Source organism: Terrabacter sp. BE26 (assembly GCF_041941675.1).
Lineage (GTDB): Bacteria > Actinomycetota > Actinomycetes > Actinomycetales > Dermatophilaceae > Terrabacter.
In genome coordinates, this window is the sequence record NZ_CP090122.1 from 3,732,749 (window position 1) to 3,758,455 (window position 25,707).

Sequence of the window (25,707 nt, forward strand, 5' to 3'; positions counted from 1 at the left end):
AGGTGGGACGCAGGCGAGCGAGCTCGCTGCGCGTCCCACCTCCCCGGCTCCAGCCCCACCTAGGACGACCACACCACGTACGGCACGACAGCGAAGGGCATCCATGGCCACCGTGTACTTCGACGAGGCGACTCGTCGGTTCTCCAAGGACGACCACGCCCCGGCGGTCGACGGCATAACCCTCGACATCGCCGACGGGGAGTTCCTCGTCCTCGTCGGCCCCTCGGGCTGCGGCAAGTCGACGACGCTGCGCATGCTTGCCGGTCTCGAGCCCGTCGACGGCGGCCGCATCCTCGTCGACGGCCACGACCAGAAGGGCGTGCGACCGCGCGACCGCGACATCGCCATGGTGTTCCAGAGCTACGCGCTCTACCCGAACATGACTGCCGCCCAGAACATGGCCTTCGCGCTGGACAACGCCAAGGTGAGCAAGGCCGAGACGAAGCAACGCGTCGCCGAGGCGGCCAAGATCCTCGAGCTCGAGCAGCTGCTCGACCGCAAGCCGGGCCAGATGTCGGGCGGCCAGCGCCAGCGCGTGGCCATGGGCCGCGCCATCGTGCGCAACCCCAAGGTCTTCTGCATGGACGAGCCGCTGTCCAACCTCGACGCGAAGCTGCGCGTCTCGACGCGATCCCAGATCGCCGGGCTGCAGCGGCGCCTCGGCATCACCACCGTCTACGTGACCCACGACCAGGTCGAGGCGATGACGATGGGCCACCGGGTCGCCGTGCTGCGTGACGGCAGGCTGCAGCAGGTCGACACCCCGGAACGCCTCTACGACCACCCGGTCAACACGTTCGTCGCGGCCTTCATCGGCTCCCCGGCGATCACGCTGGTCGAGTCCGAGGTGCGCGAGGGAGTCGCGCACGTCCACGGCGTACCCGTCCCGCTCGACCGCGGGGTGGCCGGTCGCGCGGGGGAGAAGGTCGTCGTCGGGCTGCGTCCCGAGTCCTGGCACGTCGTGCCGACGCCCGACCAGCGGTCCGACGGCTCCAACGACGCACGTGGCGCGAGCAGCACAAGTGCCACCGACGGGTCGCTGGCACTCGCCGTCGAGCTCGTCGAGTCCCTCGGGGCCGAGTCGTTCGTCTACGGGCGACCGGTCGACGCCGCCGAGGGTGCCGACCGCGTCACGGTGCGCCTCGACAAGCGCACACACCTCACGGTGGGCGACGTCGTTCACGTGCAGCCCAACCACGGCGAGGTCCACGTCTTCGACGCCGCGTCCGGCGAGCGGATCGAGGCCTGAGGATGACGGCACGCCCCGGTCCCTGGGCGTCGGGCCGGTTCGACGTCGAGGGCCACCGCGGCGCCAGGGGCCTGGTGGTCGAGAGCACCCTGGCCGGCTTCACGGCTGCCTTCGAGGCCGGGGTGACGGGCGTCGAGCTCGACGTCCGGCTCACGGCCGACGGTGAGGTCGTGGTGTGGCACGACGCACAGCTGCAGCCGGAGAAGTGCGTCTCGACCGGTCCCGACTTCGTCGGTGCCCGCGTGGCCGACCTGACCCTGGAGCAGCTGCGCACGGTGGACGTGGGGAGCCGCACGCTGGCCGCCTTCCCCGACCAGCGCCCCTCGGAGGGCGCCCGCATCTGCACGCTCGACGAGGTGCTGGCGCACGGTCGCGAGCACGCGCCGGACGTGTGGTGGACGATCGAGCTGAAGGTCAACCCGCTCGACGTCGGGGAGGCGGGCGGGCGACGCCGGCTCCTCGAAGGGGTGCTGGCCAGCGTCCACGAGGCCGAGGTCCAGCGGCAGTGCTTCGTCCACTCGTTCGACTGGGCGGTCCTGGAGCTGTCGGCCGAGCTGGCGCCCGACGTCCTCCGCTCAGCGCTCGTGGAGTCCTCCTTGACTTGGGTCCCGGGCAGCCCGCTCACCGGCAGCGTCCGTGTGGGCGAGTCGCACGTCGACCTGTGTGAGGGCGCGTTGGCCGTCGGCGCCCAGGTGGTCTCGCCCGACCACGCCATGGTCGACGAAGCCTTCGTCGCGCACGCCCACGCCGCGGGCCTGTCCGTGCTGCCGTGGACGGTCAACGAGCCGGACCGGATGGTGAGGCTCATCGAGGCCGGGGTGGACGGGCTCGTCTCGGACTACCCCGACCGTGCAGTGGCTCTGCTCTCGCCAACCCCGGCCTGAGCCGGACCCACCTCACGTCAGGATCGAGACGCCCCGAGATGAGAGCGCAAGATGCTGAGTGTCGCGTCCCTGGAGCCTCGTGCGTCGACCCAAATGGCTCGGGGTCGGCTCGTCCGAAGGTCTTGGAGCGACTGGACGAGCGTCTCGGCGTCCTCCGGCCCGACGTGACGGTTGTTGACCTCGTGTTCCGGGCGGTCGGGATCTGTCGCACGCCGGATGAGGCGCTCCGCGAGAGCAACGGCATCGAGGTCGAGCACGAACTCGTGGAAGGCAGCGCCGCATTCGTCAGCGAGGTGTTCCAGGTCCTCGATGAATGTCGTGCTGGCGAGGTACTGCGCCACGACCACATTCAAGCCGCTATCCAGCTGCTCACGGGCTAGCACGAGACTGAGGCGTCTGGCGTGAAGGCCGGACGACGACGGGTCATGATCCCATCGCCCCAGGGCGTGCTTGATCATGTCGATGTCGAGGGCCAGCGTCAGGGGTTCGTCCTGAGCAAGGCCAGTCGACATCGTTGACTTGCCGGAGCCAGGAGCTCCGTTGATCACCACCAAGCGCGACATGGGAAGACCGTAACCAGGCGGAATCACGAATCGGTGGGGCGCAGTCGGCGAAGCCTGCGCTTCGCACGACCGGCCCGCGGCACCGTTCGATGAGGGAAGCCGTCCTCGGAGCGGCAGGGTCGGACGTCCATCTGCCGACCGTAGAGGCGCCGAGTGCTCTGGATACGGCCTGCCCGTCAGCGCTCCGGAGCGTGCCAGCGGCTCATATCGCGGCGAAGCGAAGGCGTGGCTGGCGAGCGACCCTGACACGACTGGGCCGGGGGCAGCTGTGGGCTCAAGACACCGCGTTGAGCATGCTGTACCCGAGTGTCAGGATGCCGGTGGCCGCGACGGCGCTGGCTATCACGCGTGCCGCGGCAGCAGGAGTGCGGAGTCGCAGGGCGGTGACCCCGATCAGTACTGCGCCGGCTACCAGGCACAAGCTCCAGTAGACAGGACTGGTGCTGCCGCTGACGACGGTCAGCCCATAGATCCCGTCGGCGACCAGCACACCCGCGAGGGCGCCCGCGCCGAGCGCGACCTGGACGGTGTGGCCTCTGGCGACCGCGGCAGCCGCGGTGCCGACGAACGGGCCGGCGATGACGGCGACGACCTCCAGAGCACCGGGTTGTAGGTGAGCCCGCGCAACTCGGAGGCGATCGTGTAGCCCAGCACCAGGCTCACAAACGAGGCCGCCCCGAGCGCCGCGCCCCAGGCCAGCGTCGGTCGCGCCGCGGCAACAACGAGAGCGGTCAGCACGGTCCAACCGGACGGTGAGTTGGCGAACGACGCCAGCGCGTCCGGCAGCACGCCTTGGGCCCACGAGGTCAGGCCGCCGAGCAGCAGGCTGGCGCCGACGACGGCCAGGGCGGACAAAACGGGGCGTTCAGCCATTTTCACAACCTTACCTTCGCCGGAGATGGAACCTCGTTGCGCCGCGTTCGGCCCCATGCGGTCCTTGAGTCGCGAGGCCGGTCCCGGGCAGGAGGAAGACCCGAACGATTCGGCGGCTGTATCCGAGCCCTCGGCGGCGTGCTTGCCGGCTTCGCAGCAACGCTCGACTGGCCGATTGTCGGGACCTTCTTCGGCGTGATCGAGGGCGCGGTCGCGCGCCCTGGCCGCTGCCCCACTGAAAGTCGAAAGGTCCGCAGCCGAGGGGCCGGTCCGTGTGAGACGGACCGGCCCCTCGCTGCACCGGCGGCCCCTGCGGGCCGGGGCTCAGGCGCTCGTGGCACACTCGGCCCATCGACAGGACGACGGGCGGGGTGGCCCCGTCGACGAGGTCGACGCTGCGGCCCCGGTGCAGCAGCTGGATGGGGACCCCTGAACCCCACCCATTCGCTAGAACGCCGTTCCAGCGAACTCATCATGCGTTTGAAGGACACCGATGTCAACAGACCGCGCGTACGACAACAGGTCGCGTGCGGAGGCCGCGCTCCAGACCCGGCGCCGCATCATCGACGCGGCGCGCGAGATGCTCCTGCGCGACGGCTACCACGCCATGTCCGTCAGTGCCCTCGCCTCCTCGGCCGGCGTGAGCGCCCAGACCGTCTACAACGCCATCGGGGGCAAGTCGGCGGTGGTCAAGGCCACCTACGACGTCATGCTCGTCGGCGACGACGCCCCCGTGGCCATGCAGGACCGGCCGGAGTTCCGGGCCATGTCGCAGGCTCCGGACCGCGAGGGTTTCGTGCGGGCGTATGCCGCCCTGTGCGCGACGATCTACGAGCGGGTCGGCCCGCTGCTGGGCGTCCTGCTGGCCCAGGGCGGCGGTGGAGACGCCGGCCTGCAGGAGTTCGTCGCGACGATCGACCGCGAGCGCCGCGTCGGCAACTCGAACGCATTGGACGCGCTCGAGGCAGCCCACGGGCTCCCGCCCCGGCTGGACCGCGAGCGGGTCATCGACATCGTCTGGACCATCACGGCCCCGGAGATCTACGACCGCTTCGTGCGTCGGTGCGGCTGGACACACCAGATGTATGCGGCTTGGCTGGCCGAGGCGCTCGTCGCCGTGTTCGACCGCGCCAGCATCGCAACCCAGGAGGACTGACATGCCCCGCCAGATCGCGACCAGCACCGAGGTCGAGCGCGACGCCATGCTCGACTTCGTGCGTCCCCGGCACTCGATGGTGCTCATCACCGAGCGATCCGACGGCCGGCCGCAGGCCTCGCCGGTCACCGGTGGCGTGGACGAGCAGGGCCGGATCGTCATCTCGACCTACCCCGAGCGGGCCAAGACCACGAACGCGCGCCGCCGCGCCCAGGTGAGTGTCCTCGTGCTCTCCGACGACTTCGGCGGGGAGTGGGTGCAGGTCGACGGCGACTGCGAGGTCATCGACGTGCCCGAGTCGGTCGAGCCGCTCGTCGGCTACTTCCGCGCCATCTCGGGGGAGCACCCCGACTGGGACGAGTACCGCCAGGCCATGCGCGACCAGGGCAAGTCCCTGCTCCGGGTCACCCCGACCCGGTGGGGTCCGGTCGCGCGTGGCGGCTTCCCCGCCAGGCTGGCCTGACCGCGTGCTGCGGGTCGGGGTCACCGGCGGCATCGGGTCGGGCAAGTCCACGGTGGCGCGCCGGCTGGGCGAGCTGGGTGCGCACGTCGTCGACGCCGACGCTGTCGCACGCGAGGTGGTCGAGGCGGGGGAGCCGACGTTGCTCCTCATCCGGGAGCGCTTCGGGGACGGGGTCGTCCGAGACGACGGCACGCTGGACCGGGCGGCACTCGCCGCCATCGTGTTCCCCGACGGCGAGGCGCTCGACGCCCTCGACGCCATCACCGGGCCGGCCATCGCCGAGCGGGTGGCGCGGCAGCGCGGCCGGGTGCCAGCGGGCGTCGTCTCCGTCTACGACATGCCGTTGCTCGTCGAGCGCGGGCTCTGGGTCCACGAGCACCTGAGCATCGCCGTCGAGGCCGACGTCGAGACCCGGGTGCGCCGGCTCGTGGAGCAGCGGGGTCTCGCCGAGGGGGACGTCCGTCACCGCATTGCCGCCCAGGCCACAGACGAGCAGCGGCGTGCGGTCTCAGACGTGGTGCTCGACAACTCCGGCTCCCCGGCAGAGCTCGTGTCCGCTGTGGACGCGCTCTGGCGCGACCGCCTCCTCCCGTACGAGGCCAACCTCGCCGCCGGCATCCGGTCCCGCCGCCCCGACCGGGCGAGTGACTGCGTCGTGGAGCCACGACCGGACTGGGAGGCCCGGGCCGAGCGGGTCGTCGCGCGGCTCGCTGCGGCCCTCGAGCCCACCGGCGTCGACACCGAGGTGTCGCACATCGGATCGACCTCGGTGCCCGGACTCCTCGCCAAGGACGTCATCGACGTGCAGGTCGGCGTCCGGAGGCTTGCCGATGCCGACCGCGACGACGTGCGCGCCGCCCTCGCCGACGCCGGCTACGTCTTCTCCGACGGCAACCACAGCGACACGCCGCACCCCAAGGGTGCCGATCCCGGCGGCTGGGCCAAGCGCTTCCTCGGCGGCTGCGACCCCGGCAACCACGTCCACGTGCACGTCCGCGAGCACGGCTCGGCGGGATGGCGCTTCGCCCTGCTCTTCCGCGACTGGCTCCGGCACGAGTCCCACGAACGGGACGCCTACGCCGCGGAGAAGCGCCGGCTGCTGGCCGAGCACGAGACGACGTCCGACTACGTTGCGGCCAAGGAGGCGTGGTTCGAGGGCGCCTGGCAGCGCGCGAACCGATGGGCCGAGCGCACCGACTGGCGGCCGCGGTAGGAGGCACCCGGCATACGCCCGCGGTCGGCCCGTGCGCGGGGAGGCCGGCGGCATACTCGGGCGGTCTGCGGCGTTGTGCGTGACATGCGTGGTGAGTACAAGGTCCCCGGTGGCAAGCTCGTGGCGGTCGACGTCGAGGAGGTCGACGGCCGGCTGGCCGGTGTCAGCGTCTCGGGCGACTTCTTCCTCGAGCCCGACGAGGCGCTCGGCGACATCAACGCGGCACTGACCGGTATGCCGGTCGACGCGGGAGTCGACCAGCTGGCGGCTGCGGTGACCGGCGCCCTCGGCGACGACGTGGCACTCATCGGGTTCACGGCCGAGTCCATCGGTATCGCAATCCGCCGTGCCTTGGGCAAGGCGACCGGCTGGGACGACCACGACTTCGAGGTCATCCCGGCCACGGTGCTCGACCCGGCGCTTCACGTGGCCCTCGACGAGGTCATCGCGCGCGCCGTCGCCGCGGGCACCCGTCCGCCGACGCTGCGCTTCTGGGACTGGGACAGCCCGTTGGTCGTCATCGGCTCGTTCCAGTCGGTCCGCAACGAGATCGACCCGGAGGGGGCCCAGCGGCTCGGCATCGACGTGGTGCGCCGCGTCTCCGGCGGCGGCGCGATGTTCATGGAGCCGGGCAACACCATCACCTACTCGCTGGTCGTCCCGACCTCGCTCGTCGAGGGCCTGAGCTTCGAGCGGTCCTACTCCTTCCTCGACGAGTGGGTCATCGAGGCGCTCGCCGACATCGGCGTCAACGCCCACTTCGTGCCGTTCAACGACATCGCCAGCGACAAGGGCAAGATCGGCGGCGCGGCCCAGAAGCGGTTTGCCTCGGGGGCGGTGCTGCACCACGTGACCATGGCCTACGACATCGACGCCGACAAGATGCTCGAGGTGCTGCGCATCGGCCGGGAGAAGATGAGCGACAAGGGGACGAGGTCGGCCGACAAGCGCGTCGACCCGATGCGCACGCAGACCGGGATGACCCGTGACGCCATCCTCGAGTCCTTCGCCGCGTCCTTCGCCCGGCGCTACCGGGCGACCGTCTCGGACTACACGCCGGAGGAGCTCGAAGCCGCTCGCACCCTGGTCGACGAGAAGTTCGCGACCGCCGAGTGGACGCACCGCGTCCCGTGACGTCGCACACGAGGTCACCGCGGACGTCGGCGGGCGTCGGCACTGTCGGTGCCGGGACGTACGGTTGAGCCATGCGTCCCACGACCGACCTCCAGCGCACGGTGGCACCCTTCGAGGTGATCTCCGAGTACACGCCGAGCGGTGACCAGCCCGCGGCGATCGCCGAGCTCGCGCGCCGGGTCAAGGCGGGCGACACCGACACCGTCCTGCTCGGCGCCACCGGCACCGGCAAGTCCGCCACCACGGCGTGGCTCATCGAGCAGGTCCAGCGGCCGACGCTGGTCATGGCGCCCAACAAGACCCTCGCGGCCCAGCTCGCCAACGAGTTCCGCGAGCTGCTGCCCAACAACGCCGTCGAGTACTTCGTCAGCTACTACGACTACTACCAGCCCGAGGCGTACATCCCGCAGACCGACACCTACATCGAGAAGGACAGCTCGGTCAACGACGAGGTGGAGCGGCTGCGGCACTCCGCGACCAACTCGCTGCTGACCCGTCGGGACGTCATCGTCGTCGCGTCGGTGTCGTGCATCTACGGTCTCGGCACGCCCCAGGAGTACGTCGACCGCATGGCCCGCCTCAAGGTCGGCCAGGAGATCGATCGCGACACGCTGCTGCGCCGCTTCGTCGAGATGCAGTACACCCGCAACGACCTGGCCTTCACCCGCGGCACCTTCCGTGTCCGTGGCGACACCGTCGAGATCATCCCCGTCTACGAGGAGCTCGCGATCCGCATCGAGTTCTTCGGGGACGAGATCGAGCGCATCTACACCCTGCACCCGATCACCGGCGAGGTCGTCAACGAGGAGCAGGAGATGTACGTCTTCCCGGCCTCCCACTACGTCGCCGGGCCCGAGCGCATGGAGCGGGCGATCCGCGGCATCGAGCTCGAGCTCGAGGACCAGCTCGCGCTCTTCGAGAAGCAGGGCAAGCTCCTCGAGGCGCAGCGGCTGCGCATGCGCACGACCTACGACATCGAGATGATGCGCCAGGTCGGCTTCTGCAACGGCATCGAGAACTACAGCCGCCACATCGACGGCCGTACGGCGGGTTCCGCCCCCAACTGCCTCCTCGACTACTTTCCCGAGGACTTCCTCCTCGTCCTCGACGAGTCGCACCAGACGGTGCCCCAGATCGGCGCGATGTACGAAGGCGACATGTCGCGCAAGCGGATGCTCGTCGAGCACGGCTTCCGGCTGCCGAGCGCGATGGACAACCGCCCGCTGAAGTGGGAGGAGTTCCTCGAGCGCATCGGGCAGACCATCTACCTCTCGGCCACGCCGGGGGAGTACGAGCTGGCCAAGTCCGGGCCGCCGGTCGAGCAGATCATCCGCCCCACCGGCCTCGTCGACCCCGAGGTGGTCCTCAAGCCCACGAAGGGCCAGATCGACGACCTCATGCACGAGATCCAGGAGCGCACCAAGCGCGACGAGCGCGTCCTGGTCACCACGCTCACGAAGAAGATGGCCGAGGACCTCACCGACTACCTCCTCGACAAGGGCATCCGGGTGCGCTACCTCCACAGCGACATCGACACGCTGCGTCGCGTCGAGCTGCTGCGCGAGCTGCGCACCGGCGTCTTCGACGTCCTGGTCGGCATCAACCTCCTACGTGAGGGCCTCGACCTCCCCGAGGTGTCGCTGGTCTCGATCCTCGACGCCGACAAGGAGGGCTTCCTGCGCTCGGCCCGCTCGCTCATCCAGACGATCGGTCGAGCCGCACGCAACGTCTCCGGCCAGGTGCACATGTACGCCGACAAGATGACGCCGTCCATGGAGCAGGCCCTCGAGGAGACCAACCGGCGGCGCGAGAAGCAGATCGCCTACAACCTCGAGCGCGGCATCGACCCGATGCCACTGCGCAAGAAGATCGCCGACATCACCGACCTGCTCGAGCGCGAGGACGCCGACACCCAGGAGCTGCTGGGCTCCGGACGCATGCAGTCGCGGGGCAGGAGCGGCGCGGGGCGCGGTGCGGTCGCAGCAGACGTCGGCGTCTCGGCCGGCGGCGCGGCCAACCGTCCGGCCGACATGGCGGCGGCCGACCTCGCCGGGCTCATCCAGGAGCTCACCACGCAGATGCACCAGGCGGCTGCCGACCTCCACTTCGAGCTGGCGGCCCGTCTGCGCGACGAGATCGGCGAGCTCAAGAAGGAGCTGCGGCAGATGACCGCCGCGACTCGGTGAGGGGCTGAGCACGTGGGAGATGTCGACGGTTCCGTCGCAGCGCGGCTTCGAGCCGCCGCCCTCGCGCTGCCCGGCGCCTGGGAGGACTCGCCCTGGGAGGGCGACACGGTGGCCAAGGTGGGCGACAAGATCTTCGTGTTCCTCGGAGCCGAGTCCATCGGGGTCAAGTGCGCGCGCAGCCGCAGCGAGGCCGACGAGTGGCTCCAGCGCTATCCCGACGACGCGAGCGTCATGGCCTACATCGGCCGGCACGGGTGGAACACCCTGCGCACGACGGGAGCGATCGAGGAGGACGAGCTGCTCGACGCGCTCGAGACCTCCTACGAGATCGTCGTGTCGGGGTTGCCCCTCCGCCGACGCCCCAGCACCTCGTGACGGCTCGGTGGCGCCGGTCGACGTGATGCGCTCACCCGTCGGGACCCGATTTGAGCAGCGCCTCCCGTAGTGAAAGACTCAGGCGTTCACGGAGGGGAGTATCCCCGACACGACGGGCTCGTCATCACGGAGCAGGACTCACCGCCGCTCCCGGTCCCGTCGGTCCGGCCACGGCGTCGGGCGGGAGAGACCTCCGGTTGCTGATCTGGTGACCGGAAGGTTGTGCCCATGAACGTTCCTGCCTGGGGCTGGTTCCTCACGATCGGCCTGATGGCCGTGTTCCTGCTCGTCGACGTCCTCGTCATCGCCCGGCGCCCGCACGTGCCCTCGATGGCCGAGGCCGGTCGTCACCTCGCGTTCTACGTGACCGCCGCTGTGCTCTTCGGACTCTTCGTCTGGTTCGAGTGGGGCGGGCAGTTCGCCGGTGAGTTCTACGCCGGGTGGCTGACCGAGTACTCCCTGTCGGTCGACAACCTCTTCGTCTTCCTGCTCATCATGGCCAGCTTCAAGGTGCCGCAGAAGCTGCAGCAGTCGGCCTTGATGGTCGGCATCATCATCGCGATCATCCTGCGCGGCATCTTCATCGCCCTCGGCGCGGTCGTCATCAACGCCTACTCGTGGGTCTTCTACATCTTCGGCGCCTTCCTCGTCTACACCGCGGTCAAGCTCGCGACGGAGGGGGAGAGCGACGACGACGAGTACCACGAGAACCGGTTCCTGCTGTGGATCGAGAAGCGCTTCCCGGCCACCAAGGAGTGGAACGGCACCCGGCTCACGGTCCTCGAGGGCGGCAAGCGCCTCATCACGCCGCTGCTCATCGTCATCCTCGCGCTGGGCACGACCGACCTGCTCTTCGCCCTCGACTCCATCCCGGCGATCTACGGCCTGACGAAGGAGCCGTTCCTCGTCCTCACGGCCAACATCTTCGCCCTGATGGGGCTGCGGCAGCTCTACTTCCTCATCGGCGGCCTGCTGAAGAAGCTCGTCTACCTCAGCATCGGCCTGGCCGTGCTGCTCGCCTTCATCGGCGTCAAGCTCGTCTTGCACGCCCTGCACGAGAACAACCTGCCCTTCATCAACGGCGGCCGGCCGATCGAGGGCGTCCCGGACATCCCGATCCTCGTCTCGCTCGGCGCGATCGTCGTGATCCTCGGTGTCACCACCGTGGCCAGCCTCTGGAAGTCCAGGCGGGACGCGCGCCTGGAGAGCCGGACCGTGGCGGCCTCCGAGGCGTCCCACGACGCGCCCTGACCCGCCCCCACCGGGCGCCGACGCCGGGACCTCTGCGCTCCGTCCCAGGTCGGGCCGCTACCGTGCGGATGCTACCCAGCCCCGGCCGGGTATCCCGTACGTGAAGACCAGTCCCTCCCACGATGACGACCCACGAGATCCCGACGGCGGCACCATGACGACCACCTCATGACGACCAGCACGCTCGCCCCCACCGCCACCGGGGCCTCACACCGCGTCGACCCCCGGCCGACGCGCCGGCGCTATCTCGTTCCTGCCGTCCTCGCGGTGGCCCTCGTGCTGACCGAGGCGTTCAACCAGGCCGTGACACCGTTCATCCGACACGACGACTGGCCCTTCCTGGTGCCGGCGAACACCCCTGGCGTCACCTCTGTCGCCGAGCACGACCTCTACGAGGGACGCTGGCTCAACCACCTGTGGTGGGCCGTGGTCGGCCAGCACGGCACCCCGACCTCCGCCGCCATCACGTATGCCGTGGGCTACGCGCTGCTGGTTGCCGGGCTCTGGCGCGCGCTGCACCTCGCAGGCATCCGCCCGAGGCCGCTGGTCGACGCACTGCTCGGACTGGCCCTCTACGCCTCCGCGGTGTGGGTCCAGTTGCTCTACTGGCCGGGCGCGCTGACAGCCTCCGTGCTCGTCGCGGCCGCTGCGGTGTGGGCACTGCCCTGGGCGGCACGCTCGCGCCTGCGGCTCGTCCTGTGGCTGGTCGTATCCGAGGTCTGCGTCGTGCTGACCTACCCGCCTGTCGGCGTGCTGCTCGTGCTCTTCGGCGTCGTGCTGCTGCGCCAGGCGTCGTGGCGACGCGTGCTGGCCGTTCTGGCGGGCTGGGTGGCGTGCTTCGCTCTCGGAGTCGGCGTCGCGTACCTGCTGAACTGGATCGGCAACGACTACTTCGGCATCAAGATCGCCTACTGGCGCAACCCCAACCCGCTCACGTCGTGGGATGCCCTGGTCACGAACACCGGACGCTGGGCGCAGGCTGCTGCCACCCTGTGGGCCGCACAGTGGTGGGTCGCGGTCGTCGCGGTCATCGCGGTCGCACTCGGCCTGCGCGACGCCGCGGTGCGTCCGCGCCTGCTGCGCCTGCTCGCTGCCCTGGCCGTCGCCGGCGGCATCGACGCGGCTCAGGTGCTCGTGACGGGTGTGGTCACCGACTCCCGGGGCGAGCTCTGGACCTGGTACGTCGCCGTGCTTCCCGTCGCCCTGCTGCTCCTGCGCAGTCGGGAGGGCGCGGGAGGCGGCACGCGGCGCGGCCTCCCGAGCGACCGCGTCGGCGCTGTGGCACTGGCGGTCCTCGCCGTTGCCGGGGTCGTCACCTGGCGGTCCGACGTGGGCGAGCACCAAGTGACGCGAGGCGAGTACGCCGCGATCGCCGCACAGGCCACGCGCGTCGGCGCCGACGGCGAGCGACCGTTCGTCGTCGTCTACATGGACCCGGCCCTGCGCCACTCACGCGAGGGCGGCATCATGGCCGGCACCATGCGGATGGCCATCCGCGCTCACCAGGACGGACTGCTCCCGGACTGGTGCCGACCTGCGGAGTGCCGGCAGCTCATCGCCCGGGCCGCATCCGGTCCCGTCGTGGACCTGGGTCGCGTCGGGAACGGTCCTCACGTCGTCGGCGTGCTCGTGCCCGACCCGCCCGCGTGGATCTTCGATGGCGAGTCGACCGCCACGGTCGCGACCGGTGCCGCCTCGGCCACGAGCCCGAGATAGTGCCGAGCAGTACCGGCACGCCGCCCAGCGAGGCTGCGGTCCGTCCTAGTGGGCCGCCATGGTGGCTCGGTGTGTGGCACGGCGCCTGCGCAGGTTCGCGATCACCATCCGCTGGCGACGCAGCAGCAGGCGACGCTCGGGGTTGGTGACGAGCCGCCCGCCGAACGGGACGAAGATGGGCAGGTGGCGCAAGCGGTCCTCGGTGGCGCTCAGGGCGCCGATCAGCTCGCGGATGCTCATCGTCGACAACTGCTGCGCCGTGTCGTCCGAGCTGGTGGTGGTGGGCAGGTTCGGTGCAATCGTCATGCGCTACTCCAATGCCAAGGCTGCTCACAGCCGGGCGTAGGTGTCTATCGAGGGGTCAGGCTGGCCGCGGCGGCTCCGGTCGGGATGGTCCGCGTCGCGTCCCAGCTTCGTGCGAGGTGCTGATCGAAGAACCTACGGATCCAGTGCCCCTCGCGACAGGGACCTAGGTCCCGAACCGGGCCATGGGTTCGGCCGAAGGTGGGGTGCGGGTCGGTCGACAGGCCCGGTCGACCAGTCAGGGGCCGGTCATCGAGCCGGTCATCGAGCCGGTCATCGAGCCGGTCATCATGCCTGACACCGGCAGGGTCACCGACCGGTCACCGAGCCCCAACGCTCAGAGCGAGACCGGGAACGCCGGACCCGGCTGCGCGGACGGCGGGGGCTGCTGGCGTCCGAGCCCGACGAGCACGGCATCCCGGTCGTCGAGGGCGGCGGGCAGCTCTGCCCCGGCGACGGCCTCGAGGGTCGCCCGCGTCCACGCCAGCCCCGACGGGCTGTCCTCGGCCAGGTCGAGATCCAGCTGGTGGACGGCCAGCTCGACCACCCAGGTGGCCAGGAAGTCACCGCTGCGCAGGTGCTTGCCCTGGAAGGCGACGGTCCCCTCCGGCATGGTCTGCACGGCGCGGACCGCGAAGTCGGCCACGTCCCGAAGGTGGGTGACGGCAGCCGCCGGGCGGCTGTAGGCGGCCGCCGTCCGGCGCAGCCACAGGATGTGGGCCACCGGGTCGTCGTCCCGGTCGTCCTGGTGGTCCGCCCAGTAGGACGCCGCGTCGCGGTCGGGCTCCTCGGCCCGGCCGGCGACCGTCCCGAGCGCCATCTCCTGCAGTCCCATCCGCACGTGCACGACGACATCGAGCCGACTCCACCCGTGGCACGGCGAGGGACCGAGCAGCTCCAGGTCGCCCGCCGAGCCGACCGCGGCGACGAACTCGCGGACCTGTCGGCCGAGACGCTCGACGGCCTGCTCGTGCGGGAAGGAGAGCTGTCTCACGCGACGGACCCTACGCTTGGGCTCCCGCGCCGGCGGCCCCGACGCGTGCTCACATCCGGTCCAGCGCGTGGAGGTAGCGCCGGGTCATCCCGTCCTGGACCCACCGGCTGACCGGGCCCCCCAGCCGCGCGAGCGGGGAGGCGTGCCGGGAGACGGCGGCCACCGTGAAACGGATGGTGCCGTCCGGCTGTCGCTCGAGGACGAACCGCTCCTCGCCCGACTCCGGGTGCCCGGGCAGGGTGCCGTAGGCGAAGCCCCTGCGGTCCGGCTCTTCGAAGACCTCGACCACCCGACACGGGATCCTGACCCCGAGGCGTCCGACGCCCAGACGGAGCTCCACGACCGTGCCCAGCCGTGCCGCGGTGCCGGACGCGCGGACCTGGAGACCGGCCCGGTCGTGCGCCCGCCAGGCGGCCAGGTCCCTTGCCGCGCCCTCGAAGTCCCGCCGCTGCAGCCGCACGCTCCTCTCGAAGTGCCGGTAGCCCGGCGGCGGGGGGCCGGCCTCGGCGACGGCGTCTCGCGGGTAGGTCAGCGGTTCCGCCCGCAGGGCGGCTGACTGCTCCTGCCCGAGGGGTTTGACCGTCATGCTCCTATCGTCCCCGCGGGCCCGGCGAAACAAAAACCACCCGACCGGCCGAACCCCACACTCGGGCGCAGCGACAGCTCGTATGCCGTGTGCCGGCGTCGTCGGAATGTGTCGAGGACCGCTTCGGGTGCGGCAACAGCCGGCCCGGACACGAACGCGCGCCCGCCTGCCGCCTGCCGAGATGCCTACCGCACGCGGTGGGCGACGAGCCAGCCGAGCAGGGCCGGGACGGCCATGACGGCGAAGACGGCGGCGTACGCGGTGGGCACAGTCGAGCCGGTGCCCGCGAAGACGATGGCCGAAAGGGCGATGGCGGTGGCCGCCCCCGACGAGTCGCCGATCTGCAGGGCGGAGCTGACGAACCCCTGCTCGGTCGCGTCGGCGCGCGAGAGGGCCTGCGCCGTGACACGGGGGTAGAGCGTGCCGATGCCCAGGCCGACCAGCGGGAAGAGCGAGACGACGACCCAGGTGGGAGCGCACGCACCCACGGCGGCTGCGAGCCCGACGAGGCTGAGGGTGATGGCGGCCAGGGACACGGCGGCGGTGCGCCCGACCTCGAAGCGGTGGTCCCAGCGGCCCTGCACCCAGGACCCGGCGAACCACGTGACGCCGGTGATGCTCAGGGCGACGCCGGCCAGGGCGGGGCTCAGCCCGTCGCGGTCCGTCAGCAGGCGGGGGAGGTAGACCTCGGCTCCGCTGAAGGCGGCGAAGGCCAGCGCACGCAGGGCGATGTCGGTGGGCAGGCCGCGCGCCGCGCGCAGGGTGCCGCGCGGCGTCAGTGGCAGCAGCGTCAGGCCCACGAGGACCACCGCGATCACGGCGAGGGTGATGCCGAACGCGTCGAGTCGGTCGGAGGCGGCGTTGAGGCCGAGCACGGCGGCTGCGAGCAGGACCGAGGCGGCGATGGAGCGGCAGCGCCACGGCACGTCGACCGGCTCCTGTCTCAGGCCGCTGACGATGCGCCCGAGCAGGGCCGCGGCGACGACCAGCACCACGAGGGCCAGGCCGAAGACCCACCGCCACCCGATGGTCTGCGCGATCAGGCCGGCCACGAACGGGCCGGCGACCGACGGCACCACCCAGGCGGCCGAGAAGCCGGCGAGGATCGCGGTGTGCAGGCGCTGGGGGTAGACGCGGGTCACGAGGACGTAGAGTGCGGTGCTCGTCATGCCGGCGCCCAGGCCCTGCACCACGCGGGCGACGACGAGCAGGGCCATCGACGGGGCGAGGCCCGCCACGACCAGGCCGGCAGCGAAGAGGCACAGTCCGATGAGCAGGGGCGGGCGCGGGCCGTGCCGGTCGGCGAGGTTGCCCGACCAGACGATGCTGACGATGCCGGCTGCGAGCGTCGCGGTGAAGGCCATGGCATAGAGCGAGGCCCCGTCGAGCTCTCGCGCGATGGTCGGCATGACGGTCGTCAGGGCGAGGGCCTCGAAGGCGTGCAGCGAGACGAGCGCCAGCACGCCGACGGTGGTGGCGCGCAGCGCCGGGGAGAGGATCCCGCCGCCCTCGTCGGGGACGGCGACCCGGGCGTCAGGGCGCATCGTGCTCGAGTCCATGCGTCGAACGTATGACCTCGAGCGCGGTCGAGGTCAAGCGAGGCGCGGGGCCGCCCGGGAGCGTCCCGGCGGGAGCGCCCATCAGCCGGGACCGAGCGCTGCGTCCGGAGTCTCCGGGCGCGTCTGCGTGCCGAGCACGATGGCGCTGGCCAGCACGACGAGCGCCATCCCCGCGACCTGGCCGCCCGCGAGCACCTGGTGCAGCACCACGAGGCCGGCCAGCGCCGCGACGACGGGCTCGAGGCTGAGCAGGATGCCGAACACTCGCTGCGCGAGATGGCGCAGGGCCATGAGCTCGAGGGAGTAGGGCAGGACCGACGAGAGGACAGCGATGCCGAGCCCGAGGGCGACGTCGCGCGCGCTCCACCGGTCGACCGAGGACAGCCCGAGGGGGGCGATCACGACGGTGGAGACGACGAGGGCGAGCGCCAGCCCGTCGAGGCCGCCGAACACCCTGCCCGTGCGCTGGCTCAGCACGATGTAGGCCGCCCACATCACCCCCGCGAGCGCGGCGAAACCCACCCCGGCGAGGTCGAGCTGCGCCCACGAGGTGTGCAGCACCCCCGACACGAGCACGACCCCGAGGGCCGCCGCTGCCACCGCAAGGAGGTCCCGGGCCCGTCGGCTCGCTGCCGCAGCGAGCCCCAACGGGCCGAGGAACTCGACCGTCACGGCGACCCCGATCGGAAGGTGGGCGAGGGAGGCGTAGAACGAGGTGTTCATCGCGGCGAGGGCCAGCCCGAAGAGCGTGACGGTGCCCCAGTCCGACCGCCGGTGCCCGCGCCAGGAGGGGCGGGCGACCAGGCACAGGATCACCATCGCGAAGAGCAGCCGGAGCAGGACCGATCCCGGGGCGCCGATGCGTGGGACCAGCGTGGCGGCCAGGGCGCCGCCGAACTGGACGGAGACGACTCCGCCGAGGACCAGAAGGGGTGCGGTGCGCTGGTCGACGCTCACGGCGTCGGCAGGCGCCCGGCAGCGACCAGCGTGGCGACGCGGTCGGCGGGCAGGTCCTCCTCGACGAGCACGCCGCCGGTCTCGGACGCGTGCACCATCCGCCCGGGACGAACGACGATGCCGACGTGGTGGATGCGTCGCCCGGGACGGGCGAAGAAGTAGAGGTCGCCCGGCTGGACGCTGTCGAGGTCGATCGGAGTAGCGGACTCGGCCTGGGCGTAGGCGTCGCGCGCGACGACGAGGCCGAGCAGCCGCCACGCGTGCAGGACCAGGCCCGAGCAGTCGAAGCCGAGCGGGGTGGTGCCGCACCAGAGGTAGGGAAGCCCGAGGTGGCGCCGGGCCTCGGCCACGGCGGGGTGCGTGGCGTCGTCGTCGACGGACCCGGGCGCGGGGTGTGGTGGGGGCGCGGGTGGGGAGTGCTCCGCCACCACAGAAGCCAGGTGTGCGGCGGGCACCCAGCCGGGGTAGCCGCGCTCGTCCTTGGGGGAGAGCTGCCACGGCGCGACGACCTGGGCCCACGAGCCCGACGGGTCGGTGCCGACGACGGTCACCGGCTCGTCCTCGAGCAGCTGGGTCTCGACCCGGCCGTGCAGGCCCAGACGGCCGTTGCCCGACTCGTCGTCGCCGGCGTTGGCGTCGAGGGCGGCGAGCCACTCCCGGGCGTCCGGGACGTCGCGCACGATCGGCTCGTCGACGGGGCGCGGGCTGTCCGGCGCGGACCAGACGGTCGTCACGGGAACGCGAACGAGGTGCGTGGGACGGACGGCGGCGGGGACGGCGACGGGCGAGCTCACGCCCGACATCCTCGCACCAGCCGGCGACACCGCGGCGCCCGGTGGGACTGGGCGTGTCTGCTCACCCACTCAGGGGGCCAGAGCCGCTCGAGCTCTGGCCGTGAGGCGCCCGGAGCCGTACCGTCAGAGGTATGGAAGAGCGGATCACCCTCGAGGGATTCGATCCCCCGAAGAACCGTCGTCACGGCCCGGACGGCGATCTCGTGGACGTGAAGGGCTGGCTCCACGCCCCGGTCGACTGGACCGGTGGTCCCGATCTCGAGCGCGCATGGCGCGAGCGGCACGGACGCTCCCGCCTCGGTGTCGGGCTCTGCGTCGCCCACAACCCGCGCCGGCACATCCTGTTGACGAACGTGCCCGACGACCTCGAGTTCCTCCGGTCGGAGCTCGAGTCGCTGATCTCCGAGCTCGACACCAACCCCAGCTCGGACCTCGAGGACGCCCAGTAGGCACCTCGCGGGCGAGCGGTCGGGAACCGGCGGGACGGCATACGTGCTCGATGACCTCGCGGTTTCGATGGCGTATGCCGTCAGGCGGGGTCAGCGGTCACCAGCCGCGGGCGCGCCACTCGGGCAGGTGCGGTCGCTCGGCGCCGAGCGTCGAGTCGTCGCCGTGGCCGGGGTAGAACCACGTGTCGTCGTCGTAGACGTCGAAGACTCGCCTCGTGACGTCCTCGATGAGCGAGTCGAAGCTCTGGCCCGGGTTCTTCGTGTTGCCCACCCCGCCGGGAAAGAGGCTGTCGCCGGTGAAGAGGTGGGTGTGGCCGTCCGGGTCGGCGTAGGCGAGCGCGATCGAGCCGGGCGTGTGCCCGCGCAGGTGGATGACGCCGAGGTCGACATCGCCCACGGAGACGGTGTCGCCCTGCCCGACGCGCACGTCGACGGGGACGGGCAGCGCGTCGGCGTCGTCGGCCCCGGCCACCGTCCGGGCTCCCGTCGCGTCGACGAGCTCGGCGAGCGCCCCGACGTGGTCGTGGTGCGAGTGGGTGGTGACGATCGTGGCCAGGCCGCCGCTGGTGGAGCTGACGAGCGACCGGAGCCGGTCGGGCTCGGCCGCCGCGTCGACGAGCAGCTGCTCGCCGGTGGCGCGACAGGTCAGCAGGTAGGCGTTGTTGCCGAAGCCGCCGACCTCGACCTTGCGGATGGTCAGAGCAGGCAGCTCGCGGACCGCGGGCGGGCCGCCCGCGGTCACGTGGCCGGTGTAGTCGGCGGGGGAGTGCTCGGGGTTCTCGGTCACGTCAGCCTCCGAAGGGCAGGGTGGGGACGGGCCCGCCGAAACGGACGCCGTCGGTGGTCCCGCGGGCCAACCAGGCCAGCACGTCGGCGCCCGGACCGGTGACGAGGGTGGCGCCGTCGTCCTTGACGGTGTGCTCGTCGCCCTCGTCGGTGCGGATGCGCAGCGACGGCGGGGCGTCGGCGTGCGCGAGGCGGTTGACGGCGTCGCGCAGGAAGAGCGACACGACCTCGGACGGCGTGCTCGCGAAGGTGTAGCCGGCGTCGAGGTCGACGTGGTGGAAGACGACCTCGCGCAGCCGCATGAACGGCACGAGGCCCACCGCGACCGGGAAGCCGCCGGGCGTGCGCTCGACACGGACGTCGGAGTGCTCGGGCCGCAGCTGGGCGAGCCGCTCGGCGAGGCGTCCGGCGGACTCCCGCAGGTCCGTGACGTGGTCGGCCAGCGGACGGTCCGCATCCCGCTCGATGTCCGCGTCCCGCGAGGCCGGGTCGTCGTACATGGTGCCGGGAACGCCCGTCAGCGCGACGTCGCAGACACGGGCGAGGGCGTCGGCGTTGCGGGCGACGTGGGCGAGCACGTGGCCTCGCGTCCAGCCCTCGCACAGCGACGGGAACGCCCCGTCGGGGTCGTGCAGGCCCAGCGCGGTGGAGACGAGCCGGTCGGTCTCGGCGGCCACGAGGGCCGGTGTGACGTCAGCGTGCCGCATCTGTGTCCTCTCGGTTAGCCTCGGCCAGCGCGAGCGCCGCGCCGATGAGCGCCAGGTGCGAGAACGCCTGCGGGAAGTTGCCCGCCATGCGTCCCGTCACGGGGTCGTACTCCTCGGACAGCAGCCCGACGTCGTTCGCCAGCCCGAGGAGCCGGTCCATCAGCGCCGTGGCCTCGGACGTCATACCCGCCTTCGCGTATGCCGTCACGAGCCAGAACGAGCAGGCGACGAAGGGGTGCTCGTCACCGGACAGACCGTCGACGCCGGTGTCGGTGCGGTAGCGCAGCACCAGGCCCTCGCGGATGAGGTCCGCCTCGACGGCTGCGATGGTGCCGAGCATGCGCGGGTCGTCGCCGTCGACGAACCCGATGGCCGACAGGGTCAGGAGCGAGGCGTCGACCTCCCTGGTGTCGTAGTGCTGGACGAACGTGCCCCGCTCGCTGTCGTAGCCCTTCGTCAGGACCTCGGCGCGGACCTGGTCGCGCATCTCGCGCCACGTCTCGACGGGTCCGTCGAGACCGTGCTCCTCGACGGCACGCACGGCGCGGTCGAAGGCCGCCCACACCATCGCGCGCGAGTGGGTGAAGTGCCGCTGCGGGCCGCGGATCTCCCAGAGCCCGTTGTCGGGCTCCTGCCAGCGCTCGACGAGGTGGTTGACGAGCGCCCGCTGCAGGTGCCACGAGTCGAGGTTCTCCTCGAGACCGCGCGAGCGCGCGGTGTGCAGGGCGATCATGACCTCGCCGAGCACGTCCGTCTGGCGCTGCAGCACGGCCGCGTTGCCGACGCGCACGGGGCGCGACCCGGCATACCCGGGGAGGTGTTCCAGGACCCGCTCGGGAAGATCACGTCCGCCGTCGACGCGGTACATGATCTGCATGTCCTCGGGGTCACCGGCGACAGCCCGCAGCAGCCAGTCGCGCCAGAGCGCCGTCTCCTCGAGGTAGCCGCAGCCGAGCAGCGCCTCCAGCGTGAGGGCCGCGTCGCGCAGCCAGCAGAAGCGGTAGTCCCAGTTGCGCTCGCCGCCGAAGTCCTCGGGCAGCGAGGTCGTGGGCGCTGCGACGATGCCGCCGGTGTCCTGGTGCGTCAGGCCGCGCAGGACGAGGAGCGAGCGGGTCACGGCCTCGGCGTGCGGGCCCCGGTAGTGGCTGCGGGCGGCGTACTGCTCGCTGCGGGCGATGGTCTCGCGGATGCGGGCGCGCACCCGTAGCGGTGGCGGGATGTCGTCGTGGCTGCGGAACCACGTGGTCGAGAAGGTGAACGTCTGGCCGGCCGCCACGTCGAACTCGTCGACGTGGTGCCCGTCCCGCGCGTGGGGGAGGCGGGCGCCGCGCAGCACGAGCATGTCGGGGCCGGCGATGGCGGTGATGATCTCGTCGGTGCGGTCCTCGCGGTCGTCGGTGTGCCGCGCGACCCAGGGGCGGGTGCGGCCGTAGTTGAAGCGGACCGTCCACTCGTGGACCATCCGGACCGTCCCCTCGACGCCCTCGATGCGGCGCAGCAGGTCGGAGCGGCCGTCGCCGAGCGGCATCACGTCGGTGACGCGCACCCGGCCGGTCGGCGTCTCGTGCATCGTCTCGAGCGCGAACGAGCTTCCGATGTAGCGCCGCGAGGTCACGGCCTCGGGATCGGCCGGCGACAGGAGCCAACGACCGTGCTGGGGGGTGCCGAGGAGGGCCGTGAAGCAGGCCCGCGAGTCGAACCGGGGCAGGCACAGCCAGTCGATGGAGCCCCGCCGGCTCACGAGGGCGGCGGTCCCGAGGTCGCCCAGCACGGCGTAGTCCTCGATCGGCGTGGGCACGTGCTCGCTCATGCAGAAAGTATGCCGTCCCGGGGCCTTCCCGACGTCAGCCCAGTGCCCGGCGGCCGGCTCCGATGTGGGGACTGTCGGTGACCCGACCTAGCATGTTGCGCGTGACTGCTATGCCCACCGGCAACGCCCATTCCCTCGTCGTCCGCGGCGCGCGCGAGCACAACCTGCGCGACGTCTCCGTCGACCTCCCGCGTGACAGCCTCATCGTCTTCACGGGTCTCTCGGGTTCGGGCAAGTCGAGCCTCGCGTTCGACACGATCTTCGCAGAGGGCCAGCGTCGCTACGTCGAGTCGCTGTCGGCATACGCCCGGCAGTTCCTCGGGCAGATGGACAAGCCCGACGTCGACTTCATCGAGGGGCTCTCGCCCGCGGTCTCGATCGACCAGAAGTCGACCAACCGCAACCCGCGCTCGACCGTGGGCACCATCACCGAGGTCTACGACTACCTCCGCCTCCTCTTCGCCCGGGCCGGCCGGCCGCACTGCCCCGTCTGCGGCGAGCCGGTGACCCGGCAGTCGCCGCAGCAGATCGTCGACCAGCTGCTCACGCTCGAGGACCGCACTCGCTTCCAGGTGCTGGCCCCGGTCGTCCAAGGCCGCAAGGGCGAGTTCGTCGACCTGTTCGCGGAGCTGCAGACCAAGGGCTTCTCCCGCGCCCGCGTCGACGGCGAGGTCATCAGCCTCGCCGAGCCACCGGCCCTCGAGAAGCAGCGCAAGCACACCATCGAGGTCGTCGTCGACCGACTCGTGGCCAAGGGCGACGACACCGGCTCGAAGCGCCGCCTCACCGACTCCGTCGAGACGGCACTGGGCCTCGCCGGCGGCGTCGTCATCATCGACTTCGTCGACCGCGACCCCAAGGCCAAGGACCGCGAGCGCCGCTTCTCCGAGAAGATGGCCTGCCCCAACAACCACCCGCTCGGCATGGACGAGATCGAGCCGCGATCCTTCTCCTTCAACTCTCCCTTCGGTGCCTGCCCCGAGTGCACCGGCATCGGCACCGAGCTCGAGGTCGACCCCGAGCTGGTCGTCCCCGACGACGACCTCTCGCTCGCCGAGGGCGCCATCGCGCCCTGGGCGCAGGGGTCCGGCTCGGCGGAGTACTTCCAGCGCGTCATGGGCGCCCTCGCCGAGGACATGAAGTTCTCCATGGACGTGCCGTGGCGGGCGCTGCCGGCGCGGGCCAAGGAGGCGCTGCTGCACGGCCAGAACTACAAGGTCCACGTCAAGTACAAGAACCGCTACGGTCGCGACCGCTCCTACACGACCGGCTTCGAGGGCGTCGTGCCGTTCATCAAGCGCCGGCACGCCGAGACCGAGTCCGAGTGGAGCCGCGACCGCTACGAAGGCTTCATGCGCGAGGTCCCGTGCCCCGTCTGCAAGGGCGCGCGCCTCAAGCCCGAGTCCCTCGCCGTGCTGGTCGGTGGCAAGAACATCTCCGAGGTCTGTCGCCTCGCCATCCGCGACGCGGCCGGCTTCCTCGACACCGTCGACTTCACGCCCCGCGAGAAGCAGATCGCCGAGCGGGTCATCAAGGAGATCGACGCCCGCCTCGGCTTCCTGCTCGACGTCGGCCTCGACTACCTCTCGCTCGACCGGCCCGCCGGCACGCTCTCCGGCGGCGAGGCCCAGCGCATCCGGCTCGCGACCCAGATCGGCTCGGGCCTCGTCGGCGTGCTCTACGTCCTCGACGAGCCCTCGATCGGCCTGCACCAGCGCGACAACCACCGCCTCATCGAGACGCTGACCCGCCTGCGCGACCTGGGCAACACCCTCATCGTCGTGGAGCACGACGAGGACACCATCGCCACCGCCGACTGGGTCGTCGACATCGGCCCGGGCGCGGGGGAGCACGGCGGTCACGTCGTGCACTCGGGCCCCGTCAAGGGCCTGCTCGAGCACCCCGAGTCGCTGACCGGCATGTACCTCTCCGGCCGGCGCGAGATCCCGACGCCCGAGGTGCGCCGCGGCCACGACGGCCGCGAGATCACCGTGTCGGGGGCCCGCGAGAACAACCTGCAGAACGTCTCGGTCAGCTTCCCGCTGGGCAACCTCGTCGCCGTCACCGGGGTCTCGGGCTCGGGCAAGTCGACCCTGGTCAATGACATCCTCTACAACGTCCTGGCCAACAAGCTCAACGGCGCGCGCCACGTTCCCGGCCGGCACAAGACCGTCACGGGTCTCGACCAGCTCGACAAGGTCGTGCACGTCGACCAGAGCCCGATCGGCCGCACCCCGCGGTCGAACCCCGCGACCTACACCGGCGTCTTCGACAACATGCGCAAGCTGTTCGCCGAGACGACCGAGGCCAAGATCCGCGGCTACCAGCCGGGCCGGTTCTCGTTCAACGTCAAGGGCGGCCGCTGCGACGCGTGCTCCGGCGACGGCACGATCAAGATCGAGATGAACTTCCTGCCCGACGTCTACGTCCCCTGCGAGGTGTGCCACGGCGCGCGCTACAACCGCGAGACGCTCGAGGTCCACTTCAAGGGCAAGACCATCGCCGACGTGCTCGACATGCCCATCGAGGAGGCGGCCACCTTCTTCGAGGCGGTGCCCGCGATCGCCCGCCACCTCAAGACCCTCAACGACGTCGGCCTCGGCTACGTCCGGCTCGGCCAGCCGGCACCGACGCTCTCGGGTGGCGAGGCCCAGCGCGTCAAGCTCGCGAGCGAGCTGCAGAAGCGGTCCACCGGACGCACCATCTACGTGCTCGACGAGCCCACCACGGGCCTGCACTTCGAGGACATCCGCAAGCTCCTCGACGTGCTGCAGGGTCTCGTCGACAAGGGCAACACCGTCATCGTGATCGAGCACAACCTCGACGTCATCAAGAACGCCGACTGGGTCATCGACTTGGGTCCCGAGGGTGGCTCCGGTGGCGGCAGCGTCATCGCCGAGGGCACGCCCGAGCAGGTCGCCCAGGTCGAGGCCAGCCACACAGGCCGGTTCCTCAAGCCGATCCTGGAGCGGACGGCCCGCACGACGACGCGCACCACGGCGGGTGGGCGCGCCAAGAAGGCGGGCGCTGCATCCACCCAGCGGACTGACGGCGCGGGCCCAGCCGGCTCCCGCACGGTGAAGCCACCGGCGAAGCGCACCCGAGGTTCGGCCACCACCGCAGCCGCCAAGGCGACGCCGGCGAGCGCTACCGTCAGCAAGACGAGGTCCACCGCCACGACCCGGAAGAAGGAGCCATGACCGAGCAGCAGAGCAGTGGTTCGCCGTCGGACGAGGGACTCGCGGAGCGCGTGGCCGGCTTCACCGACCGGCGCGGCGTCCTCAAGCTCGCCGGCGTCGCGGCCGGCGCCGGGGTCCTGGCCGCCTGCAGCAGCCCGCCCGTCCCGTCGGGGGGCGGTGGCGCGTCGCCGGCTGGCGGCGCGGGCGGCGCCGGGGCAGACGGCATACCCACGTCCGAGATCCCGGTCGGCGGCGGCAAGGTCTTCCCGGACTCCAAGACCGTGGTCACCCAACCGACCGCCGGCACCTTCAAGGCGTTCGACGCCATCTGCCCGCACCAGGGCTGCACCGTGGGGTCCGTCGAGGGCGGCAAGATCATCTGCCCCTGCCACCAGAGCCACTTCGACGACAACACCGGCGACGTCGTCTCCGGGCCTGCTCCCACCGGGCTGACCCCCAAGACCGTCAAGGTCTCGGGCTCCACCCTCACCGTGAGCTGATCGGCCGGGCCCGGGCCGTC

The 25,707-nt window shown here is 71.4% G+C and carries 24 protein-coding genes and 1 pseudogene; 13 read left to right on the forward strand and 12 right to left on the reverse strand.

Annotation, left to right across the window (positions count from 1 at the left end; genetic code table 11):
* The first annotated feature begins 103 nt into the window (after positions 1-103).
* Complete coding sequence (locus LQK93_RS16985; RefSeq protein WP_374968941.1) at positions 104-1,249, forward strand: ABC transporter ATP-binding protein; 1,146 nt, start codon at positions 104-106, stop codon at positions 1,247-1,249.
* A 2-nt stretch (positions 1,250-1,251) separates the two neighbouring features.
* Positions 1,252-2,133 (forward strand): glycerophosphodiester phosphodiesterase family protein, encoded by an 882-nt coding sequence (locus LQK93_RS16990; protein WP_374968942.1) that lies wholly within the window; start codon positions 1,252-1,254, stop codon positions 2,131-2,133.
* Positions 2,134-2,150: 17 nt separating this feature from the next.
* On the opposite strand, the gene LQK93_RS16995 is transcribed toward LQK93_RS16990, so the two are convergent.
* The 3 genes and pseudogenes from LQK93_RS16995 to LQK93_RS17005 form a co-directional block, all read right to left on the reverse strand.
* Positions 2,151-2,696, reverse strand: a complete 546-nt coding sequence (locus LQK93_RS16995; protein ID WP_374968943.1) for an AAA family ATPase — start codon at positions 2,694-2,696, stop codon at positions 2,151-2,153.
* A 274-nt stretch (positions 2,697-2,970) separates the two neighbouring features.
* Positions 2,971-3,441: a DUF6518 family protein gene (locus LQK93_RS17000; protein WP_374971535.1), complete on the reverse strand. Its 471-nt coding sequence runs from the start codon at positions 3,439-3,441 to the stop codon at positions 2,971-2,973.
* Positions 3,351-3,626, reverse strand: a pseudogene (locus LQK93_RS17005) (DUF6518 family protein); the annotation flags it as partial. The gene LQK93_RS17000 and the pseudogene LQK93_RS17005, both read right to left, overlap by 91 nt.
* 436 nt (positions 3,627-4,062) lie before the next feature.
* Here LQK93_RS17005 and LQK93_RS17010 point away from each other — a divergent pair.
* The 8 genes from LQK93_RS17010 to LQK93_RS17045 all read left to right on the forward strand — a co-directional run bounded on the left by LQK93_RS17010 (position 4,063) and on the right by LQK93_RS17045 (position 13,063).
* The gene (locus LQK93_RS17010; protein WP_374968944.1) at positions 4,063-4,725 is read left to right on the forward strand and encodes a TetR/AcrR family transcriptional regulator; all 663 of its coding nucleotides are present in this window, start codon (positions 4,063-4,065) and stop codon (positions 4,723-4,725) included.
* Position 4,726: 1 nt separating this feature from the next.
* On the forward strand, positions 4,727-5,188 hold the full coding sequence (locus LQK93_RS17015) for a PPOX class F420-dependent oxidoreductase (RefSeq protein ID WP_374968945.1): 462 nt from the start codon (positions 4,727-4,729) through the stop codon (positions 5,186-5,188).
* 4 nt (positions 5,189-5,192) lie between these two features.
* Positions 5,193-6,401 (forward strand): dephospho-CoA kinase, encoded by a 1,209-nt coding sequence (gene coaE, locus LQK93_RS17020; protein WP_374968946.1) that lies wholly within the window; start codon positions 5,193-5,195, stop codon positions 6,399-6,401.
* An 84-nt stretch (positions 6,402-6,485) separates the two neighbouring features.
* A complete protein-coding gene (locus tag LQK93_RS17025; protein ID WP_374968947.1) occupies positions 6,486-7,535 on the forward strand; it encodes a biotin/lipoate A/B protein ligase family protein in 1,050 nt (349 codons plus the stop codon).
* A gap of 71 nt (positions 7,536-7,606) precedes the next feature.
* Entirely contained in the window at positions 7,607-9,721 is a 2,115-nt protein-coding gene (gene uvrB, locus LQK93_RS17030) for an excinuclease ABC subunit UvrB (RefSeq protein ID WP_374968948.1), read from the forward strand.
* Between the two features lie 12 nt (positions 9,722-9,733).
* Positions 9,734-10,096 (forward strand): MmcQ/YjbR family DNA-binding protein, encoded by a 363-nt coding sequence (locus tag LQK93_RS17035; RefSeq protein WP_374968949.1) that lies wholly within the window; start codon positions 9,734-9,736, stop codon positions 10,094-10,096.
* A gap of 228 nt (positions 10,097-10,324) precedes the next feature.
* A complete protein-coding gene (locus LQK93_RS17040) occupies positions 10,325-11,347 on the forward strand; it encodes a TerC family protein (protein ID WP_374968950.1) in 1,023 nt (340 codons plus the stop codon).
* A 168-nt stretch (positions 11,348-11,515) separates the two neighbouring features.
* Complete coding sequence (locus LQK93_RS17045) at positions 11,516-13,063, forward strand: hypothetical protein (protein ID WP_374968951.1); 1,548 nt, start codon at positions 11,516-11,518, stop codon at positions 13,061-13,063.
* 45 nt (positions 13,064-13,108) lie between these two features.
* Here the strand turns inward: LQK93_RS17045 and LQK93_RS17050 are convergent, their stop codons facing one another.
* The 6 genes from LQK93_RS17050 to LQK93_RS17075 all read right to left on the reverse strand — a co-directional run bounded on the left by LQK93_RS17050 (position 13,109) and on the right by LQK93_RS17075 (position 18,256).
* Entirely contained in the window at positions 13,109-13,369 is a 261-nt protein-coding gene (locus LQK93_RS17050) for a hypothetical protein (protein ID WP_374968952.1), read from the reverse strand.
* A gap of 334 nt (positions 13,370-13,703) precedes the next feature.
* Positions 13,704-14,360 (reverse strand): maleylpyruvate isomerase N-terminal domain-containing protein, encoded by a 657-nt coding sequence (locus LQK93_RS17055; RefSeq protein WP_374968953.1) that lies wholly within the window; start codon positions 14,358-14,360, stop codon positions 13,704-13,706.
* Between the two features lie 49 nt (positions 14,361-14,409).
* A complete protein-coding gene (locus LQK93_RS17060) occupies positions 14,410-14,946 on the reverse strand; it encodes a DUF1990 family protein (protein ID WP_374968954.1) in 537 nt (178 codons plus the stop codon).
* A gap of 185 nt (positions 14,947-15,131) precedes the next feature.
* Entirely contained in the window at positions 15,132-16,505 is a 1,374-nt protein-coding gene (locus tag LQK93_RS17065) for an MFS transporter (protein WP_374968955.1), read from the reverse strand.
* A gap of 81 nt (positions 16,506-16,586) precedes the next feature.
* Positions 16,587-17,462: a DMT family transporter gene (locus LQK93_RS17070; protein WP_374968956.1), complete on the reverse strand. Its 876-nt coding sequence runs from the start codon at positions 17,460-17,462 to the stop codon at positions 16,587-16,589.
* Positions 17,459-18,256 carry a C40 family peptidase gene (locus tag LQK93_RS17075; protein ID WP_374968957.1) on the reverse strand — a complete coding sequence of 266 codons (798 nt, stop codon included), beginning with the start codon at positions 18,254-18,256 and terminating at the stop codon, positions 17,459-17,461. The genes LQK93_RS17070 and LQK93_RS17075 overlap by 4 nt, the downstream gene beginning before the upstream one ends.
* A gap of 131 nt (positions 18,257-18,387) precedes the next feature.
* On the opposite strand from LQK93_RS17075, the gene LQK93_RS17080 reads away from it, so the two are divergent.
* The gene (locus tag LQK93_RS17080) at positions 18,388-18,705 is read left to right on the forward strand and encodes a hypothetical protein (protein ID WP_374968958.1); all 318 of its coding nucleotides are present in this window, start codon (positions 18,388-18,390) and stop codon (positions 18,703-18,705) included.
* A gap of 97 nt (positions 18,706-18,802) precedes the next feature.
* On the opposite strand, the gene LQK93_RS17085 is transcribed toward LQK93_RS17080, so the two are convergent.
* From LQK93_RS17085 to LQK93_RS17095, 3 genes are read right to left on the reverse strand one after another with little or no spacing between them, the layout of a single operon-like run.
* Positions 18,803-19,492 carry an MBL fold metallo-hydrolase gene (locus LQK93_RS17085; RefSeq protein ID WP_374968959.1) on the reverse strand — a complete coding sequence of 230 codons (690 nt, stop codon included), beginning with the start codon at positions 19,490-19,492 and terminating at the stop codon, positions 18,803-18,805.
* A 1-nt stretch (position 19,493) separates the two neighbouring features.
* Positions 19,494-20,198, reverse strand: a complete 705-nt coding sequence (locus tag LQK93_RS17090) for a maleylpyruvate isomerase family mycothiol-dependent enzyme (RefSeq protein ID WP_374968960.1) — start codon at positions 20,196-20,198, stop codon at positions 19,494-19,496.
* Complete coding sequence (locus LQK93_RS17095; RefSeq protein WP_374968961.1) at positions 20,185-22,008, reverse strand: glycoside hydrolase family 15 protein; 1,824 nt, start codon at positions 22,006-22,008, stop codon at positions 20,185-20,187. The genes LQK93_RS17090 and LQK93_RS17095 overlap by 14 nt, the downstream gene beginning before the upstream one ends.
* Before the next feature lie 92 nt (positions 22,009-22,100).
* Between LQK93_RS17095 and uvrA the strand changes: the two genes are divergently transcribed.
* Together uvrA and LQK93_RS17105 are read left to right on the forward strand one after the other, a co-directional pair.
* The gene (gene uvrA / locus LQK93_RS17100; protein WP_374968962.1) at positions 22,101-25,208 is read left to right on the forward strand and encodes an excinuclease ABC subunit UvrA; all 3,108 of its coding nucleotides are present in this window, start codon (positions 22,101-22,103) and stop codon (positions 25,206-25,208) included.
* Positions 25,205-25,687, forward strand: coding sequence for a Rieske (2Fe-2S) protein (locus LQK93_RS17105; protein ID WP_374968963.1), 483 nt, complete (start codon positions 25,205-25,207; stop codon positions 25,685-25,687). Before uvrA ends, LQK93_RS17105 begins: the two co-directional genes overlap by 4 nt.
* The last annotated feature ends 20 nt before the right edge of the window (positions 25,688-25,707 follow it).

Bases quoted from the DNA above. Each gene is read 5' to 3' on its own strand.
- LQK93_RS17065 (WP_374968955.1), bottom strand. From the start codon at position 16,505: ATGGACTCGAGCACGATGCGCCCTGACGCCCGGGTCGCCGTCCCCGAC.
- LQK93_RS17025 (WP_374968947.1), top strand. From the start codon at position 6,486: ATGCGTGGTGAGTACAAGGTCCCCGGTGGCAAGCTCGTGGCGGTCGAC.
- LQK93_RS17015 (WP_374968945.1), top strand. From the start codon at position 4,727: ATGCCCCGCCAGATCGCGACCAGCACCGAGGTCGAGCGCGACGCCATG.
- uvrA (WP_374968962.1), top strand. From the start codon at position 22,101: ATGTTGCGCGTGACTGCTATGCCCACCGGCAACGCCCATTCCCTCGTC.
- LQK93_RS17105 (WP_374968963.1), top strand. From the start codon at position 25,205: ATGACCGAGCAGCAGAGCAGTGGTTCGCCGTCGGACGAGGGACTCGCG.
- LQK93_RS17090 (WP_374968960.1), bottom strand. From the start codon at position 20,198: ATGCGGCACGCTGACGTCACACCGGCCCTCGTGGCCGCCGAGACCGAC.
- LQK93_RS16990 (WP_374968942.1), top strand. From the start codon at position 1,252: ATGACGGCACGCCCCGGTCCCTGGGCGTCGGGCCGGTTCGACGTCGAG.
- LQK93_RS17060 (WP_374968954.1), bottom strand. From the start codon at position 14,946: ATGACGGTCAAACCCCTCGGGCAGGAGCAGTCAGCCGCCCTGCGGGCG.
- LQK93_RS17095 (WP_374968961.1), bottom strand. From the start codon at position 22,008: ATGAGCGAGCACGTGCCCACGCCGATCGAGGACTACGCCGTGCTGGGC.
- LQK93_RS17080 (WP_374968958.1), top strand. From the start codon at position 18,388: ATGGAAGAGCGGATCACCCTCGAGGGATTCGATCCCCCGAAGAACCGT.
- LQK93_RS17045 (WP_374968951.1), top strand. From the start codon at position 11,516: ATGACGACCAGCACGCTCGCCCCCACCGCCACCGGGGCCTCACACCGC.
- uvrB (WP_374968948.1), top strand. From the start codon at position 7,607: ATGCGTCCCACGACCGACCTCCAGCGCACGGTGGCACCCTTCGAGGTG.
- LQK93_RS17050 (WP_374968952.1), bottom strand. From the start codon at position 13,369: ATGACGATTGCACCGAACCTGCCCACCACCACCAGCTCGGACGACACG.
- LQK93_RS17010 (WP_374968944.1), top strand. From the start codon at position 4,063: ATGTCAACAGACCGCGCGTACGACAACAGGTCGCGTGCGGAGGCCGCG.
- LQK93_RS16985 (WP_374968941.1), top strand. From the start codon at position 104: ATGGCCACCGTGTACTTCGACGAGGCGACTCGTCGGTTCTCCAAGGAC.
- LQK93_RS16995 (WP_374968943.1), bottom strand. From the start codon at position 2,696: ATGTCGCGCTTGGTGGTGATCAACGGAGCTCCTGGCTCCGGCAAGTCA.
- LQK93_RS17040 (WP_374968950.1), top strand. From the start codon at position 10,325: ATGAACGTTCCTGCCTGGGGCTGGTTCCTCACGATCGGCCTGATGGCC.